Here is a 16,760-nt window from a genome sequence, read left to right as displayed (position 1 = left end):
TTCAAAACGTCGTTTTATTAATTTTTTTTTCTACAACCAATCTCTAATCCATAAAATCTATAATAGAACCAAGAAATTTCGTAATTGCAGCTAAGTCGTTAAAAAACCAAGATGCTTGAGGAAGTGAACAAAAATAACAAGCTTTAGGAGTTCAAGATGAACGAGTTTTTTCCGACTATTCAACCAATACAATACGAAGGCCCCGAGTCGACCAACCCATTTGCCTTTAAACACTATCAAGCCGATAAGTTAATCATGGGGAAAACCATGGCAGAGCATTTGAGAATGGCCGCTTGTTACTGGCACAATTTCTGTTGGCAAGGCAGTGATGTATTTGGTGCAGCGACATTTCAGCGTCCTTGGTTTAATGCCGACACGGAAATGCAAGCAGCCAAATTAAAAGCCGATGCCGCCTTTGAATTTTTTTCCAAACTGGGCATTTCTTATTACAGTTTTCATGATGTCGACATTGCCCCTGAAGGCAAGAATATCCGCGAATACATTAACAACTTTTCTGAAATGGTCGATGTGTTGGAAGCCAAGCAAGCCAGCACAGGCATGAAATTATTATGGGGCACAGCGAACGCGTTTTCTAACCCAAGATTCATGTCAGGCGCGGCGTCCAACCCAAATCCAGAAATATTCGCCTATGCCGCCACTCAGGTATGCCACGCGATGCAAGCCACCCATCGACTAAAAGGCGAAAACTACGTACTATGGGGAGGTCGAGAAGGCTATGAAACCTTGCTCAATACAGATTTAAAACGCGAACGAAACCAGTTAGGTCGTTTTATGCAAATGGTGGTCGAGCACAAACATGCCATTGGTTTTCAAGGTACCTTATTAATCGAGCCCAAACCCGCCGAGCCAACCAAACATCAGTATGATTATGACACGGCGACCGTCTTTGGTTTCTTAAAAGAGTTTGGTCTTGAAAATGAGATCAAGGTTAACATTGAAGCTAATCACGCTACTTTAGCTGGCCACAGTTTTCATCATGAAATCGCCACCGCTTGTTCATTGGGTATTTTAGGCTCCATTGATGCCAATCAGGGCGATCCTCAATTAGGCTGGGATACCGACCAATTTCCTACTAGCGTAGAGGAATATACCCTCGCGACCTATGAGATTCTTAAATCAGGTGGTTTCCAAACCGGTGGCTATATGTTTGATACTAAGTTACGTCGTCAATCCATTGATCTGGAGGATTTATTTCACGGTCATATCGGCGCGATGGACACACTTGCCCTGTCCTTGGAAAAAGCCGTCGCCATGTTAGAAGAGCAAACACTTAATAACCTAGTAGAGAAACGCTACGAAAAATGGCAGGACACACTGGGACAAAATATTCTCAGTGGTAACATGACGTTAAGCCAGGTTGCTGAGTTCGTTGAAATAAATAATCTTAACCCTAATCCAGAATCAGGTCGTCAAGAAATGCTGGAAAACTTAGTGAATGGTTACATTCGTCGCTAAATAAAAACGTCAGATCACAGAAACCTAAGTCAAAATAAAAGCGCCAGGCGCGCTTTTATTTTGTTACCTATATTTCTATTAGCTTAAGAGCCTTCTTTTAATAAGCGACTAGAAACACGATACTCGCCTGGCGTCATGCCCAGGTTTTTGCGCGATACAGTATACATATACTGCACGGAAGGATAACCACAAGTGCGCGCTATTTCATCAAATGGTAAGTTCGTTGAAATGATCAATTCGCAGGCTCGCGAAAATTTTGTCATATGCAATTGCTCATGCATAGAACAGCCCATTTCATCAATAAAACGCGCCTCTAAGTTGGTTCTCGAAATGCCAATATAATCGACTACTTGTGCTACTTTCACACCACGGCAAGCATTATGCCGAATAAAGTGCATGGCCTGAATGACGTGCGGGTCTTTTAATGCTCGATAGTCAGATGACTGGCGCTCTTGTACTCCAATGGGGTCCACTAAGACCAAGCTCTTATCCAATTGGTAACCGAGTAACATGCGGTGTAAGATCTTGGCCGCTTCATAGCCCATTTGTTTACACCCCTGTTCTACCGACGACAAGGCCGTACGATTCAAATAACGCGCCATATTTTCATTGTCGATACCAACAATGGCAACGTGTTCGGGCACCATGATGTTTAAATGATCACAAACCTGTAAAAGGTGACGAGCACGAGAATCTGTAACGGCGACAATGCCAACCGGTTTAGGCAAATCGGACAGCCAATTTTCTAACCCTTGCTGTGCGGTTTCCCAAATTTGAGTGGAGGTCAAATAACCCTCATAGACATGTGGGCGATAACCATCTGAACTGACTTGATCAATAAAGGCATTTTGTCGCTCACTCGACCAACGATGGTATTTATTGGCTGGAACACCATAAAAGCCAAATTCTGTTAAACCTTTACGCTTTAAATGTTGATAGGCACTTTTTACTAAAGCAGCATTATCTGTCGCGACATAAGGCAATTGAGGATAATCATCACGCCGCTGGTAAGAACCACCAACAGCTACGGTGGGTATTTGAGTGCCCTTTAATATCTCTTCTACTTCAGGGTTATCAAAATCAGCAATAATGCCATCGCCTTTCCAGTGCTTGAGCCCGTCCAGGCGACTACGAAAATCATCTTCAAAATACACATCCCAATCACATTGGGCTGCTTGTAAGTACTCGCCTATGCCTTCGATAACCTGTCGGTCATAGACCTTATTGGCATTAAATACCAAATTTAAACGATAACGCTTTTCAAACATTTGAAGCATTCCTTATGTTATTTTTATTATTTGCTACAAAAGCATACTGGCTATTGACGTTTCTTATTCAAGAAATATAAAAATGGCATGCCAATCCATAAGAATTCAGCATTATAAGCCTTTTACTCTATGGTACAGTGTTTGAAATTTTGCTCTTTTTTGTTGGTAATAATCGGCATATTCTAGATTAGGGTCAAAGCGTTTAATCGCGTTAGGTTTGCGACAAATGTCAGACAACGCCTCTTCTTGCGAAACACCGATAGCGGCTAATCGAGCAGCGCCAAGCGCTGGGCCGACTTCCCCACCCTCTCGATAAATCAAAGTTTGCATAAAAATATCAGCCAACATTTGTAACCAATATTCGCTACGCGCCCCCCCGCCAACCACATCAATGGTCGGATCAATGTTTTGCACAGAACGCACGGCATCCAACCCATCTAACAAAGCAAAAGAGACACCTTCTAGTACCGCTTGAACCAAATCCACCGCGCTTGTCTCATGGGTCATCCCCCAAAATACTCCTTTCGCATTCGCATCATTATGCGGTGTCCGTTCACCACTTAAATAGGGCAAAAAGAGTAAACTATCCTGCCCCCCATGAGACCGGCTTGATACCGCAGCTAAAGCCGATGGCACATCCTTAAATTGCGTCAATTTAGCGACCCAATCCAGACAACTCGCAGCACTTAACATAACCGACATACTGTGCCATGTATTCGGCACCGCATGACCAAAACTGTGCAGTGCCACCGCAGGATTCGCAACAAACCCTTCACTAACTGAAAAGATAACGCCAGATGTACCCAGCGATAACATGGTTTGTTGCGGATGGATAATCCCCATCCCAATAGCACCAGCGGCATTGTCACCGGCACCCGCCACAACAGCCACGGTCGGAATAGACCAGCGTTCAGCCAACGCCGATTTTAGATAACCTGTTACTTCAGTACCTTCAAACAAGGCTGGCATCTGCTCAATGGTCAGGCCACACGCCTCAAGAACAGACGAGCTCCACTGCCTTTGCTCCATGTCCAACCATAAAGTACCTGACGCATCCGATACATCGGTCGCAAACTCCCCTGTCATTCGGTATCTCAGGTAATCTTTCGGCAATAAGACTTTATCAATTTTGCGGAAAATATCCGCTTCATTTTGCTGCACCCAAACCAGCTTAGGAGCGGTAAATCCAGGCATCACTAAATTGCCGGTAATCGACTGAATATCGGGGCAGCGATGCTGCAAAGACAAACAAGCTTGATGAGAACGGCCATCATTCCAAAGAATGGCTGGCCTTAGTACCTGTCCATGACAATCTAATAAGGTCGCACCATGCATTTGACCAGAAAAACTCAAGGCTTCCACAGCAGATAAATCCTCTTGCTGACCTAGTTCAAGCATGGCCTTATCTGTCGCTTGCCACCAATCTTCTGGGTCTTGCTCTGACCACAAAGCTTGTGGCCGAGAAACAGACAAGGACACGGTACTGGTAGCCACTATTTGACCTGTTTTATTCATTAGCACAGCTTTTACGCCAGAAGTTCCTAAATCAATGCCTATGTACATGCCACAACCTTAATTATCATCGTTTTATTATTTGTCTTATTATTGTTTCTTGGTTTTCACATCAAGCCAAACCGCCAATAACAGAATGGCACCTTTCACAATCAATTGCCAAAAAGTCGGTACATCCAGCATGCTCATACCGTTATCCAAGCTGGCCATTATCAAGGCTCCCATGATGGCACCTAAGACAGTACCAATACCACCTGCTAGGCTGGTGCCGCCAATAACACAAGCCGCAATAGCGTCTAATTCCGCCATATTACCCGCCGCAGGCGAACCAGCACCTAATCTCGACGTTAATATTAAGGCAGCCACAGCAACCATCACGCCGTTAAAACCAAAGACCAACATCTTGGTCTTTTCAACCTTAACTCCAGACATACGAGCCGCTTCAATATTGCCGCCAATTGCATAAACACGACGACCAAATGCGGTTCGTTTAGCAATGTAGGTCGCTACTAAAATCAACATTCCCATAATAAAGATGGGAGTGGGAATGCCTCGGTAATTTTCCAGTATCGCTAGTAAAGACAGTAATGCGATTACTGCAATTAACGCTTTGCCATATTCAAACTTCGCGGCATGATTCAACACCCCATGCTTTTGCCTGGCTTGACGACGAGAAAATACTCGTGCAACCAATCCTAAACATAACAGCGCAATCACACTCATGCCCCAGCCAGAAGGCAAATAACTCTGACCTATGATGGCCAGTGAACTGGACGTTGGTGCCACAGTGACACCATCCGTTAAACCGACTAAAATACCACGAAACGCAAGCATACCAGCCAAAGTAACAATGAAAGAAGGCACTTTTTGATAAGCAATCCACCAGCCATTAAATAAGCCCAGCACTAAGCCTGCGAACATGGTAATCGCAATGCTCAGCATTAATGGAAAATGAAACCAAACATCGAGTATCGCGGCAATGCCACCAAGCAGCCCCATCATAGAACCGACAGACAAATCGATTTCAGCACTGATGATGACGAATACCATGCCAATGGCCAAAATCCCCACAATGGCCGTCTGTCGAATCAAATTGGAAATGTTTCGTGGCGAGATAAAGGCCCCTTCTGTTGCAATGGAAAAGAACACTAAAATTAGTAACAGTGCTGCGATCATGGCAAGTAATTGCAACTGACTCGCTTTTATTGTTTTAAGCATTGGAAACACCTTCTTTAATCGCGCAGTTCATAATCATTTCTTGAGTTAATCCTTGATGTTCAAATTGACCTTTTAAACGCCCCTCATGCATGACCAACACTCGATCACTAATACCAATCACCTCAGGCAATTCGGACGACACCATAATGATGGAGACACCGTCTTTGACCAGTGCATACATGAGCTTATAAATCTCATATTTGGCCCCCACATCGATTCCCCGTGTTGGTTCATCTAGAATCAAAATATTTGGGTGCGTTAATAAACATTTAGCAATGATGGCCTTTTGTTGATTACCACCACTTAAATGTTTAATGGCCAAATCGGCGGAGGCGGTTTTGACTTTTAATCGTTCAAGGTAACGCTCAATATCTTGATGCTCTTGCTGCTCATCGATCGCACCAAACCAAGTTTGATATTTATCTAATATGGGTAACGTCATGTTTCGGCCTACCCCCATAATCGGTACAATACCATGCCGCTTACGGTCCTCAGGCACCATTGCAATGCCAGCTTTAAGTGCCGCTTGCTGTGAACGGATAACCTGCGATTGACCCGACAATTCAATGTCTACTGAATACTCTCCAGGATAAGACCCAAATAAACACTGCATCAACTCCGTCCGACCAGAACCGATTAAGCCTGCAATGCCTAGAATTTCTCCCTCACGCAACTCAAAACTTACACCGTCTACTTGAGGACGACTGGCCCCTGACAGACGCGCGAAAGCTTTGTTGACGGTTAAAATAACCTCACCGATTTCATGCTCTTCACGCGGGAAAAGCTGATCCATTTCTCGGCCGACCATCATGCTAATAATGTCGTTTTGAGTGAGCGCTGCGGCAGCACGGGTGGCAATATGATCCCCATCTCGGATAACACATACCCAATCCGAGAGCGCCAACACTTCATCCAATTTATGCGAAATGTAGATACAGGCAATGCCTTGCTCTTTAAGGCTGCGAACAATATCCAGTAAGATTTGAATTTCTTGGTTGGTAAGAGAAGACGTTGGTTCATCCAATATCAACAATTTAACGTCTTTATTCAATGCTTTCGCTATTTCAACGAGTTGCTGCTGACCAACACCCAGCTCACTTACCAAAGTATCTGGCGCAATGGAAAGATTGACGCGGAACAATAAGGCAAGGGTTTGTCGATACATGCTTTCTTCATTAATACGCCAAGCATGACCCAGCTCATTCCCCAGAAAGATGTTTTCCATCACGGTTAACTCTTTTACTAAAGCCAACTCCTGATGAATAATGACAATACCTTGCGCCTCGGTATCACGAATGCTGGTGGCCTTAATTTGTTGGCCTGCAAAATATATTTGTCCCTCATAACTACCGTAAGGCCAAACACCACTCAGTACTTTCATTAAAGTCGATTTGCCGGATCCGTTTTCGCCACATATAGAGAGCACTTCACCAGCATCAAGGCTGATATCCACGCCATTCAATGCACGCACACCGGAAAAACTTTTAACAATGCCGCGCATATCCAAAAGTTTTTGCTTCATTTTAAACACCTTATGAAAAGCAAATGGCGCCTTACAGCGCCATTATCTGGATAAATTACGGGTTATAAACGTCTGTTTTGCTATGAAAACCATCCGCAATAACTGTATCGTCAAGGTTCTCTTTGGTCACTGCAATTGGTGTCAATAGTACAGCCTCTACCTCTTTCTTGCCGTTATTCACGTAACCATCTGCCTGAATAGACTCACCGCGAGCTAATTTCACGGCCATTGCAGCACTGGTCTCCGCCAACTTCGAAATCGGTTTGTATACCGTCATGGTTTGCGAGCCTTGAACAATTCTTCGTACGGCCGCTAGGTCAGCATCTTGGCCCGAAATGATCACCTTGCCACTCAATCCCTGTGCTGCTAATGCCTGAATTGCACCACCTGCAGTGGAATCGTTAGACGCCACCACAGCATCTACCTTATTGCTGTTAGCCGTTAAAGCATTCTCCATGATATTGAGAGCGGCTTCGGCCGACCAGCCCATGGCCCATTGATCACCAATGATTTGAATTTTTTTGGCGTCAATAGCAGGTTGAAGTACGTTCATTTGCCCCTCACGGAACATCTTCGCGTTATTGTCTGTTGGCGAACCGCCCATCAAGAAGTAACGTCCTGTTGGTTTTCTCTCTAACAATGCTTCGGCTTGCATCTCACCAACACGAATATTGTCAAAAGACACATACAGATCAATATCAGCAAACTTAATCAAGCGATCATAAGCCAATACTTTGATCCCCTCTGCTTTCGCTTCGGCGAGCACATTACTCAAGACTTCACCGTTCTCAGGCACAATCACTAACACATCAACACCGCGAGAAATCATATTTTCAACTTGGGAAATTTGTGTACTAACATCGCCATTGGCCGATTGGGTGTAAACTTTTGCCCCCAATTTTTCAGCTTCCGCGGTGAACAAATCTCGGTCTTTTTGCCAACGTTCAAGACGTAAATCGGACATGAGCAGACCGATTTTTTCACCTGCTGCCCAAGTGGGTATGGAGGCCACAGCGCAAGCAGTGGCCAGTAAACTTACAGATAAGATTCTTTTCATCTTCGCATTCCTTTTTATTTTTATTCATGAAGGAACTCCAGAGGAGTAAAAGGAATGTAAAATGATCGCACTCTGAGGGATATTATCTTTTTTAGTTTGGCCTTAGCCTTTTTTATAAAATGCTATAAAAGTGTCTAAATAAAAGTCATCAAAAGAGAACCCATAAGCTCCATGAAACTCAATTTAAGTGTTTATGAAGCACCGCATTAGGAAGTACTTTGAAAAAAACAACCAAATAGCACGATATCAACGTAACGACTTTACGTTATCATTAATGGGGGGGGTGCTAACAAAATAGCCAGTATGCCTAACTATCTTGTTAGCGAATTCAGAAAATGTAACGGATATAATTAACGCCCTTTCCAAGGCACCAATTTACGCTCTAAATAACGCATAAATAGATCGAATAAATAAGCAATAATACCAATGACGATAATCCCCATGATGACCACATCCGTGACCAGAAACTCCGCTGCGTTAAGTACCATAAAGCCTAATCCAGCTTGGGCCGCGACCATTTCTGCTGCTACCAAAGTTGTCCAACCAAAGCCAATCCCGATGCGCATTCCCGTTAAAATTTCTGGCAGCGCATTAATCAAAATAATATGACGAATGACCTGCCAACGCGTTGCTCCCATCGAATAAGCGGCATGGATTTGCTCTATCGCTACCGATTTCACACCGGCTCTGGCACTCAGCGCCATAGGGGCAAAAATCGCCAAGTATATCAACACAACTTTCGAGACTTCCCCAATACCGAGCCAAATAATAACCAATGGCAAATAGGCTAGAGGCGGTAATGGGCGATAAAACTCGATAATAGGATCAAATAATCCGCGAACAATACGGTTTACGCCCATAAAAATACCAATAGGAACGGCCGTGAGTAACGCGAGAACAAACGCAGAAAAGACCCGCATCATACTCCAGCCGGTATGCTCTATCAGGGTCGCGTTGGCAAAACCTTGCGTCGCAACTTCCCAAAATCGTTGCACTACGGCTACGGGAGAAGGCAGAAATAAAGGCTTCACCCATTGTAACTGAGTTGCGATGTACCATATAAAGATCAGTATAAATGTCGTTAATAAGCTAATCGCTAAGCTTTTTCCTTGCCCCGGTGCACCATATGACTCGCCCGGTTTCACTGGTCCTGCAGCAAACAGATTAGCAAAACGATGCAACATCGTCGTTTTCGCTCTGTCATTTTGCTGAGAGCGGCGACTAAGCTGGTCAACAGAATCCATTGGATCAAATGATTTTGTCATTAGTGAGCTCCTCCATTGGTGGCTTCATCACCATGAATAATGCCTAACACTTTTTCTCTCATGGCAATAAACTCAGGCATAGACTTCACTTTTCGAGCATCTCTTGTTTCCAAAAATACCTTATTAAAGTCCAAAGAAAAATCATGAGTAATTCGACCAGGGCGAGGCGACATAATGATGAGACGGGAAGCCATAAATAACGCTTCTTCTACGCTGTGAGTGATGAAAAACATCATTTTCTGGGTTTGCTGCCACACTTCTAATAACAATTCCTGTAATACCTCTCGAGTCAACGCATCTAATGCCCCTAGCGGTTCATCTAATAACAGCATCCTAGGGTCATTGGTTAACGCTCTGGCAATCCCAACACGTTGTTGCATACCGCCAGATAATTGATACACAGGATGGTGATGGAAATCTTCTAATCCAACTAACTTAAGGTACTCACTCGCTCTGGCCTGACGCTCTTTTAAACCAACACCTTGTAGTTTTAAACCAAAAGCGGTGTTCTCCAATACATTTAGCCAAGGCAGCAAAGCATGCTTTTGAAACACCACGCCACGCTCTTTGCCGGGGCCTGTAATTTGATCATTTAGCTCTACCCCGACGGCAACGCGAGGCAAACCGGACACTTGGCTATCACCAAGAGTTAAATAACCATCGCTCGGTTGAATAAACCCCGCCATTAAGTTGAGCAAGGTCGTCTTACCACAACCTGACGCTCCTAGTGCGACGACAAATTCGCCCGGCTCAATTTGAAAATTAATACCTGATAAAGCGGTGACCGTATCACCACCGTTCATTCCAGGGTAGCGAACGGACACATCATGAATCTGTAATCGGCTCATTGCCTTCTTCTCCAACGATATAACACTGATGGCAGCTTCCTTTTGAATTTAACATCGTCAAAAGGAAGCGCTTTTATTAAAGTTCTGCAGCAGCTTCAGCAAAAGAAGGGTTCACAAAAACGCTATAGTCATCGGCAAGAGCGGGGACTTTGCCTTCTTGTTTAAGAAATTCGGAGGTAAACATTAATGCCTTCGCAGCACCGCCCTCGTTACCACATCCAAGCCAGACACAGCTAGTCTGCTCAGCCAAACTCGGAAACTCATAGAGAGCCAATACATCAGGGACATTTTCAGCTTGTCCTCCCGTCATCTTGGCAATGTTTTTCACCATAAGAGAATCAGCAGTCAAGGCGCCTTTAGAAGCACGATATTCCGCATCCGCATCCGCAATTAACTTGATCAATTGAGCGACCGTCTCAGGGTTTTCTTCACCAAATGACTTATTGATTACCATGCCATCAAAGGTTGCTTTACCCCAACGGCTAAGCTCTCCTGAACTAATCAATACTTGACCTGACTCTTTAATACGCCCTAGCGCAGGGTCCCAAATAAAAGCACCATCTATGTCTCCTCGCTCCCAGGCTGCCGCAATCGCATTTGGCTGCATGTTAATAAGGCTTACCTCTTTATCCGTTAAGCCAAATTGTTCTAAAGCAAATAACATATGAAAATGTGTTGTAGAGACAAATGGCACACCGATTTTTTTACCTTTTAGATCCTGTGGTGCGGCAATACCAGAACAATTACGAACAACGAGCGCTTCGGCGTCATTAATATTTTCAAGAATCCATACCAATTCGATGTCCAATCCACGGTTCACCGCAGCGGCGATTGGGCTCGAGCCTGCAGTGGCAATATCAATGTCACCAGATGCCATGGCAGTAATGACCTTAGCGCCAGAGTCAAAACGACGCCATTCCACCTCCATTCCGGTCGTACTCTCTAGCTTTTTCTCCGCTATCACTGACTTCCAAGGGTTCATCATACCTTGGTAGCCAATCGTAATCGTTTCAGCATTTGCGAATTGCGACAGACACAAACTACTCATTAATACAGATAAACCGAGACTTTTTTGGGCCAGTTTGGTTATTTGGTTCACGTTCATTTTCGTTCTCCTGAGGATGGAATTGGTTGCTACCTTTCCCACATTAAAAGTTGTCGATAATGAAGCGATAGATCCAGTTACCCAAAAGCATTAGTCCAGATGGGGTTTGTGGAGCAAATATTGCATTAGATTGGAGCATCAAATTGATGATTTAGAGGTTCATCGTGTTAGAACAGTACTTTCACATAGAGTTTGACCCTGAAAGAACATTGCAGGATCAGATCAGAGAATTTATCGTCAACTTAATACTAACAGGGGGGCTACCACTGGATGAACCGCTCCCCTCCTCACGCCATCTGTCCAAGATGCTAGGGGTCTCTAGAAACACCATTGTTTTGATATATGAAAGCCTAGTAGACAGTGGTTTCATTGAAGCGCGTTCCCGCAAAGGCTTCTTTGTAAACCACACTTTCCACAACACAGAAGCACTGAGCACCGATTTAGTGCAGGAAGAAAACGCCAGCTCACCTGACTGGTCAGCTCGATTTCAAAAACAGCCCAGTAATGAAATCAACATCGTCAAACCTTATGATTGGCAGAAATTCGAATACCCTTTTATCTATGGTCAGGTACAAAAAGACTTCTTTCCATTAGAGCAGTGGCGTGACTGCGTCAGAAAGAGCATGTCTGGACAATGGAACAAGTATTGGATTAATGACCTTGTGGATTCGGATGATCCGTTACTGATCGAGCAAATTCGTACTCGTTTATTACCAAGACGCGGTATTTACGTTGAATCAAGTGAAATATTAATCACCATTGGCACTCAAAATTCTTTATACCTGCTGGCCAATTTACTCTGTAATCAAACCACCAAAGTCGGTTTAGAGAACCCAGGATTTAGAGACGCACTCAATATATTTTCTCTCTTTAACGCCAACATTCACCGACAACCGATTAATCAACACGGTCTCATTGTCAATGATGACTTAAATACATGTGACTACCTCTATATTACCCCAAGCACTCAGGTCCCCACAGGCGTTGAGCTCAGTAAAGAAAGAAGACAACAACTGCTCACTCTGTCCGCAAAACATGATTGTATTATTATTGAAGACGATTACGATGCGGAAGTGAACATTAAACAAAACCCACAACCCGCTTTAAAAGCACTCGATAAAAATAACCGCGTGATCTACATCGGCAGCATGTCAAAATCCATTTCCCCTGGTTTAAGGGTGGGGTTCATGGTGGCAGATGAGGAATTAATTACAGAAATTCGAGCCCTTAGACGGCTCATGTATCGACACCCTCCTGCCAACATTCAGCGCCAGCTTTCACTGTTTTTATCCTTGGGGTATCACGACACCTATCTAAGAAAACTACGAGTCATTAACGCCTCTAAACTGCAACGTATAAACGATGCCATTGATCGACACCTTCCCGATATGCGGACCAGCGAACATGTCAGTGCAGGCGCCACTTCTGTTTGGTTGAAAGCACCTGAACACGTCAATACCGAGGAAGTGGCTTGGTTAGCCGCACAAAGTAGCATTCTAATGGAGCCAGGTGCGGTCCATTTTACGGCACAAAACCCTCCACAGAATTACTTTCGTTTAGGCTTCTCAGCCATAGAATCTCATAAAATTGAACCCGGTATAGCCGCCTTAAAACACGTCTTTGACCATTTTATCTAGGGAAGACACAAACAAAGTTCAAACACCTCTGACAGTAACCTTATTCGCACCGTTCCTAGCTGGCACCATATTCCCTTTCAGCTGGACCTATAGGCTGATCTCGATTCCCCTATACCGTATCACTGCGCCCATATTTCATATCACTTCGGGCCAGTGATAACGGAGACAAGTTGAATGCCTCATTTTGAACTCGCCATGTTGTTGATATTTATGGCCGCGATCATTCGCGGTTACACCGGTTTTGGCTTTGCCGCCATTGCGATCTCAGGATTAAGCTTTATTTGGCCAGCCAAAGTGAGTGTGCCAGTGATCTTAATATTGGATTTACTTTGTTCAATTGGCTTAATCAGAAAAGCCTGGCGTTACGCAAATATCGACTTGTTAAAGCAATTGAGCTTTGGCGCTTTTATTGGCATCCCTATTGGTCTTGTAATCTTAATTAAAGTACCAGATCAACTCCTCAAATTGAGTGTCAGCTTAAGCGTGTTAGCCATGTCGATTTGGTTATTAAAACCACATTCAAATCATCTAACACCGAATAAATGGCTCACACGAATGATCGGATCTATTTCTGGTGGATTTACTGCCGCCGCCTCTATTGGTGGTTTGCCTGTGGTTTGCTATTTACTGTTAACCCCATACGTTGCCCACGTGCAACGCGCCACGCTCGTACTGTTTCTCAGCGCAACGGATTTAGCGTCGGTTGCTCTTATGGTGGCAAACAAGATTATTAACATCTCACTATGGCTGCCCACTTTGATCTTACTGGGGCCTGCTTTTATCGGCGTCCTAGTCGGCCAATGGTTATTCCATCGGAATCCGCCAAAATCGTTTCGACACATCGCCCTACCAGTGCTGATTTCTCTGTCTGCACTGAGTCTTTATTTCAACTTACACAGTGTTCATTAAGGAGAGAGATATGAATAAAACCGCCGTTATTACAGGTGCCACTTCTGGGTTTGGCTTAGCAGCCGCCAAGCTCTTTGCTCAATCTGGTTGGAATCTCATCCTCACAGGGAGAAGAAGCGACCGACTCGAGCAAATCGAAGCGGCCTTATCGTCACAGACCAAGGTACGCACGATGACACTAGATGTCTGCGATACTGAACAAGTTAAAACGGCCTTTACCGCTCTGCCGCCTGACTTTCAGGCCATTCACTTACTTATTAATAATGCTGGATTAGCGCTTGGCACAGAGCCAGCTCAAGAATCCGATTTAGCGCAATGGCACACTATGATCGATACCAATATCAAAGGCCTAACCAGTGTTACTCATGCCTTGTTACCGCAACTCATTAGCACAGGTAAATCGGCCAGCATCATTAACATTGGCTCCATTGCCGGTCAATGGCCTTATCCCGGCGGCAATGTCTATTGCGGAACGAAGGCCTTTGTCGAGCAATTTTCATTGGCGTTGCGTTGTGACCTTGCAGGCACAGGTGTTCGGGTGACTTGCCTAGCACCAGGCTTATCCGAAAGTGAATTCACCCTTGTGAGAACAGGTGGAGACACACAAGCCTATAACGCCTTATACAAAGGCACCGACGCGATACAACCTGATGACATTGCGGAAACGCTACTTTGGATTGCTCAACTCCCAGCTCATCTAAACATCAATCAGTTGGAAATCATGCCAGTAAGCCAAAGCTGGTCACCTTTTGCGATACACCGTCATTAATCACCTTTTTTATGCTGAGGAACAACATATGTCTTTTATTAATGAATACTCCAACCATGAAATCAAAGCTTTTGATAAAGATCATGTGTGGCACCATTTAACACCGGGTAGCGCCGCTGACAATGGCTTACCTGTTTTTGTAAAAGGCCAAGGTCTCGATTTGTGGGACATCGATGGCAATCAATACTTAGATGCCTCAGCAGGCGGCGTTTGGGTTACTAACACTGGATATGGTCGCAAAGAAATTGTCGATGCCATTAGTGAACAATTACTTGAATTGAATTTCTTCGCCAGCGCTATGGGTAACAAACCTGCGGCTGTATTTGCGAATCACTTAATCGATAAAATGCCCGGCATGAATCGTGTTTTTTATTCAAGCTCAGGTTCAGAAGCCAACGAAAAAGCGTTCAAAATGGTGAGACAAATCTCACACAAAAAATACGCGGGTAAAAAAAGTAAAATTCTCTACAGAGAACGAGATTATCATGGCACCACCATTGCCGCCTTGAGCGCTACCGGACAATCACAAAGACGAGATCAATTCGGTCCTTTTGTGCCTGATTTTGTCGAGTTTCCTCATTGTTTTGAATACCGCAGTCAATTTGAAGACAGTACAGATTATGGTCTAAAAGCAGCAAAATTGATGGAAGACGTCATTCTACAAGAAGGTCCCGACACCGTAGGTGCCGTCATTATTGAACCTATTACGGCCGGTGGTGGCATCATTACCCCGCCAGAAGGGTATCTAAAAGCGGTTGAACAGATATGCAAAAAACACAATGTTCTTTTGATCCTAGATGAAGTTGTCTGTGGACTGGGCAGAACAGGCAAATGGTTCGGATACCAACATTATGATATCCAGCCAGACATAGTCACCATGGCCAAAGGTGTTGCTTCAGGCTACGCGGCTATTTCATGCACCGTGACAACAGAAGCGGTTTACAAAGATCTTCAAGAATCCGACAACACAGATAAACTAGGGTATTTTAGAGACATCTCGACTTATGGTGGTTGCTTAGCTGGTCCTGCTGCGGCCATAGCCAACATGAATATCATTGAAGAGGAAAATTTAATCGAAAACTCCGCTAAGATGGGCGAGCTTTTATTGGCCGGTTTACAAACATTAAAAACAAAACACGCTATAATTGGCGATGTTCGTGGCAAGGGGTTATTGGTGGGGATTGAACTGGTTACCGACAGAGTTAATAAACAACCTGTTGATGAATCCGTCGCTGTCAGCTTGTTTGCAAAGTGCAAACAAGCTGGCTTGCTAATCGGCCGAACCAATCGAAGCTTTGCTGAATTCAACAATATTTTGAACATGAGCCCAGCTTTATGTGTCACTGAAGCTCAAATTCAGCAAATTTTAACAACACTCGACCAAGCTTTTGCAGATATAACGGTTGATTTAACGTAAGCATAACCCCTTCACATTAACCTTACTCGGCGAGTGACATGTCATTCGCCGGGTGAATTTACCGACTCATTCACGCTTCTGCCCTTCGATGAAAAAATCCGCTAAATTACCTAGCAAAGAGTAATAATGAGTTACGGCTGAAACAGCTTATGATGAAAGCAATATAAACGTTCATTAAATGGCTGAAAGATTAAATTGGGGCAGAGTTACTTTTTGAACAAAAGCGACTATTGTCTTCAAAAAAAGAGAGAATTGAAATGGTTGCGGGAGCAGGATTCGAACCTACGACCTTCGGGTTATGAGCCCGACGAGCTACCAGACTGCTCCATCCCGCGACATGAAACCTATTGAAATTCAATGGTTAATTTTGAAATGTATTAAAAAAAGCTTTGACCAATTCTCACGACCTTACGAATTGGTTGCGGGAGCCGGATTCGAACCAACGACCTTCGGGTTATGAGCCCGACGAGCTACCAGACTGCTCCATCCCGCGACAAATAAACTATAAATATAGTTAACAACTTTCTTAGTGAACCAACAACTTGAAAATAAGCAAATTGGTTGCGGGAGCCGGATTCGAACCAACGACCTTCGGGTTATGAGCCCGACGAGCTACCAGACTGCTCCATCCCGCGACAAATTAATTTATCTACTATCACTAACAATTTCAGTTTCGTTGCTGGTTGCGGGAGCCGGATTCGAACCAACGACCTTCGGGTTATGAGCCCGACGAGCTACCAGACTGCTCCATCCCGCG

The 16,760-nt window shown here is 44.3% G+C and carries 13 protein-coding genes and 4 tRNA genes; 5 read left to right on the top strand and 12 right to left on the bottom strand.

Going from position 1 to position 16,760, the window contains the following annotated elements:
* The first annotated feature begins 156 nt into the window (after positions 1–156).
* The gene (xylA, locus tag ACHUFM_RS05325; protein ID WP_394180269.1) at positions 157–1,476 is read left to right on the top strand and encodes a xylose isomerase; all 1,320 of its coding nucleotides are present in this window, start codon (positions 157–159) and stop codon (positions 1,474–1,476) included.
* An 83-nt stretch (positions 1,477–1,559) separates the two neighbouring features.
* Here xylA and ACHUFM_RS05320 read toward each other — a convergent pair whose 3' ends face one another.
* The 8 genes from ACHUFM_RS05320 to tauA form a co-directional block, all read right to left on the bottom strand.
* Positions 1,560–2,744, bottom strand: a complete 1,185-nt coding sequence (locus tag ACHUFM_RS05320; protein ID WP_394180267.1) for a XylR family transcriptional regulator — start codon at positions 2,742–2,744, stop codon at positions 1,560–1,562.
* Positions 2,745–2,855: 111 nt separating this feature from the next.
* The gene (xylB, locus tag ACHUFM_RS05315; RefSeq protein ID WP_394180265.1) at positions 2,856–4,307 is read right to left on the bottom strand and encodes a xylulokinase; all 1,452 of its coding nucleotides are present in this window, start codon (positions 4,305–4,307) and stop codon (positions 2,856–2,858) included.
* Positions 4,308–4,346: 39 nt separating this feature from the next.
* The gene (locus tag ACHUFM_RS05310) at positions 4,347–5,474 is read right to left on the bottom strand and encodes a sugar ABC transporter permease (RefSeq protein ID WP_394180263.1); all 1,128 of its coding nucleotides are present in this window, start codon (positions 5,472–5,474) and stop codon (positions 4,347–4,349) included.
* The gene (locus ACHUFM_RS05305) at positions 5,467–6,996 is read right to left on the bottom strand and encodes a xylose ABC transporter ATP-binding protein (RefSeq protein ID WP_394180261.1); all 1,530 of its coding nucleotides are present in this window, start codon (positions 6,994–6,996) and stop codon (positions 5,467–5,469) included. Before ACHUFM_RS05305 ends, ACHUFM_RS05310 begins: the two co-directional genes overlap by 8 nt.
* A 55-nt stretch (positions 6,997–7,051) precedes the next feature.
* Positions 7,052–8,053, bottom strand: coding sequence for a D-xylose ABC transporter substrate-binding protein (gene xylF / locus ACHUFM_RS05300; RefSeq protein ID WP_113875724.1), 1,002 nt, complete (start codon positions 8,051–8,053; stop codon positions 7,052–7,054).
* Positions 8,054–8,403: 350 nt separating this feature from the next.
* Positions 8,404–9,318: an ABC transporter permease subunit gene (locus ACHUFM_RS05295; RefSeq protein ID WP_394180258.1), complete on the bottom strand. Its 915-nt coding sequence runs from the start codon at positions 9,316–9,318 to the stop codon at positions 8,404–8,406.
* Positions 9,318–10,166, bottom strand: coding sequence for a taurine ABC transporter ATP-binding protein (locus ACHUFM_RS05290; protein WP_394180256.1), 849 nt, complete (start codon positions 10,164–10,166; stop codon positions 9,318–9,320). The genes ACHUFM_RS05295 and ACHUFM_RS05290 overlap by 1 nt, the downstream gene beginning before the upstream one ends.
* 76 nt (positions 10,167–10,242) lie before the next feature.
* Positions 10,243–11,271 carry a taurine ABC transporter substrate-binding protein gene (gene tauA, locus ACHUFM_RS05285; RefSeq protein ID WP_394180254.1) on the bottom strand — a complete coding sequence of 343 codons (1,029 nt, stop codon included), beginning with the start codon at positions 11,269–11,271 and terminating at the stop codon, positions 10,243–10,245.
* Between the two features lie 164 nt (positions 11,272–11,435).
* On the opposite strand from tauA, the gene pdxR reads away from it, so the two are divergent.
* The 4 genes from pdxR to ACHUFM_RS05265 all read left to right on the top strand — a co-directional run bounded on the left by pdxR (position 11,436) and on the right by ACHUFM_RS05265 (position 16,003).
* Positions 11,436–12,908: a MocR-like pyridoxine biosynthesis transcription factor PdxR gene (gene pdxR, locus ACHUFM_RS05280; RefSeq protein WP_394180252.1), complete on the top strand. Its 1,473-nt coding sequence runs from the start codon at positions 11,436–11,438 to the stop codon at positions 12,906–12,908.
* Positions 12,909–13,082: 174 nt separating this feature from the next.
* Positions 13,083–13,817, top strand: coding sequence for a sulfite exporter TauE/SafE family protein (locus ACHUFM_RS05275; protein ID WP_394180250.1), 735 nt, complete (start codon positions 13,083–13,085; stop codon positions 13,815–13,817).
* A 10-nt stretch (positions 13,818–13,827) separates the two neighbouring features.
* On the top strand, positions 13,828–14,586 hold the full coding sequence (locus tag ACHUFM_RS05270) for an SDR family NAD(P)-dependent oxidoreductase (protein WP_394180248.1): 759 nt from the start codon (positions 13,828–13,830) through the stop codon (positions 14,584–14,586).
* A gap of 28 nt (positions 14,587–14,614) precedes the next feature.
* Positions 14,615–16,003 (top strand): aminotransferase family protein, encoded by a 1,389-nt coding sequence (locus ACHUFM_RS05265; RefSeq protein ID WP_394180246.1) that lies wholly within the window; start codon positions 14,615–14,617, stop codon positions 16,001–16,003.
* A gap of 258 nt (positions 16,004–16,261) precedes the next feature.
* Here the strand turns inward: ACHUFM_RS05265 and ACHUFM_RS05260 are convergent.
* From ACHUFM_RS05260 to ACHUFM_RS05245, 4 genes are all read right to left on the bottom strand, one after another.
* Positions 16,262–16,338: transfer RNA gene (locus ACHUFM_RS05260), tRNA-Met, on the bottom strand.
* Between the two features lie 81 nt (positions 16,339–16,419).
* Positions 16,420–16,496: transfer RNA gene (locus ACHUFM_RS05255), tRNA-Met, on the bottom strand.
* A gap of 65 nt (positions 16,497–16,561) precedes the next feature.
* Positions 16,562–16,638 (bottom strand) — tRNA-Met (locus tag ACHUFM_RS05250).
* A 45-nt stretch (positions 16,639–16,683) separates the two neighbouring features.
* Positions 16,684–16,760: transfer RNA gene (locus tag ACHUFM_RS05245), tRNA-Met, on the bottom strand.

Origin of the sequence: Marinomonas posidonica, from assembly GCF_043643765.1 — a bacterium.
GTDB classification, from domain to species: domain Bacteria; phylum Pseudomonadota; class Gammaproteobacteria; order Pseudomonadales; family Marinomonadaceae; genus Marinomonas; species Marinomonas posidonica_A.
This window is presented reverse-complemented; position numbering and strand designations above follow the sequence as displayed.

Coding starts and splice junctions, on each gene's coding strand:
- ACHUFM_RS05290 (WP_394180256.1), bottom strand. CDS start 10,166: ATGAGCCGATTACAGATTCATGATGTGTCCGTTCGCTACCCTGGAATG.
- ACHUFM_RS05310 (WP_394180263.1), bottom strand. CDS start 5,474: ATGCTTAAAACAATAAAAGCGAGTCAGTTGCAATTACTTGCCATGATC.
- xylF (WP_113875724.1), bottom strand. CDS start 8,053: ATGAAAAGAATCTTATCTGTAAGTTTACTGGCCACTGCTTGCGCTGTG.
- ACHUFM_RS05275 (WP_394180250.1), top strand. CDS start 13,083: ATGCCTCATTTTGAACTCGCCATGTTGTTGATATTTATGGCCGCGATC.
- tauA (WP_394180254.1), bottom strand. CDS start 11,271: ATGAACGTGAACCAAATAACCAAACTGGCCCAAAAAAGTCTCGGTTTA.
- ACHUFM_RS05295 (WP_394180258.1), bottom strand. CDS start 9,318: ATGACAAAATCATTTGATCCAATGGATTCTGTTGACCAGCTTAGTCGC.
- ACHUFM_RS05270 (WP_394180248.1), top strand. CDS start 13,828: ATGAATAAAACCGCCGTTATTACAGGTGCCACTTCTGGGTTTGGCTTA.
- xylA (WP_394180269.1), top strand. CDS start 157: ATGAACGAGTTTTTTCCGACTATTCAACCAATACAATACGAAGGCCCC.
- ACHUFM_RS05320 (WP_394180267.1), bottom strand. CDS start 2,744: ATGTTTGAAAAGCGTTATCGTTTAAATTTGGTATTTAATGCCAATAAG.
- xylB (WP_394180265.1), bottom strand. CDS start 4,307: ATGTACATAGGCATTGATTTAGGAACTTCTGGCGTAAAAGCTGTGCTA.
- ACHUFM_RS05305 (WP_394180261.1), bottom strand. CDS start 6,996: ATGAAGCAAAAACTTTTGGATATGCGCGGCATTGTTAAAAGTTTTTCC.
- ACHUFM_RS05265 (WP_394180246.1), top strand. CDS start 14,615: ATGTCTTTTATTAATGAATACTCCAACCATGAAATCAAAGCTTTTGAT.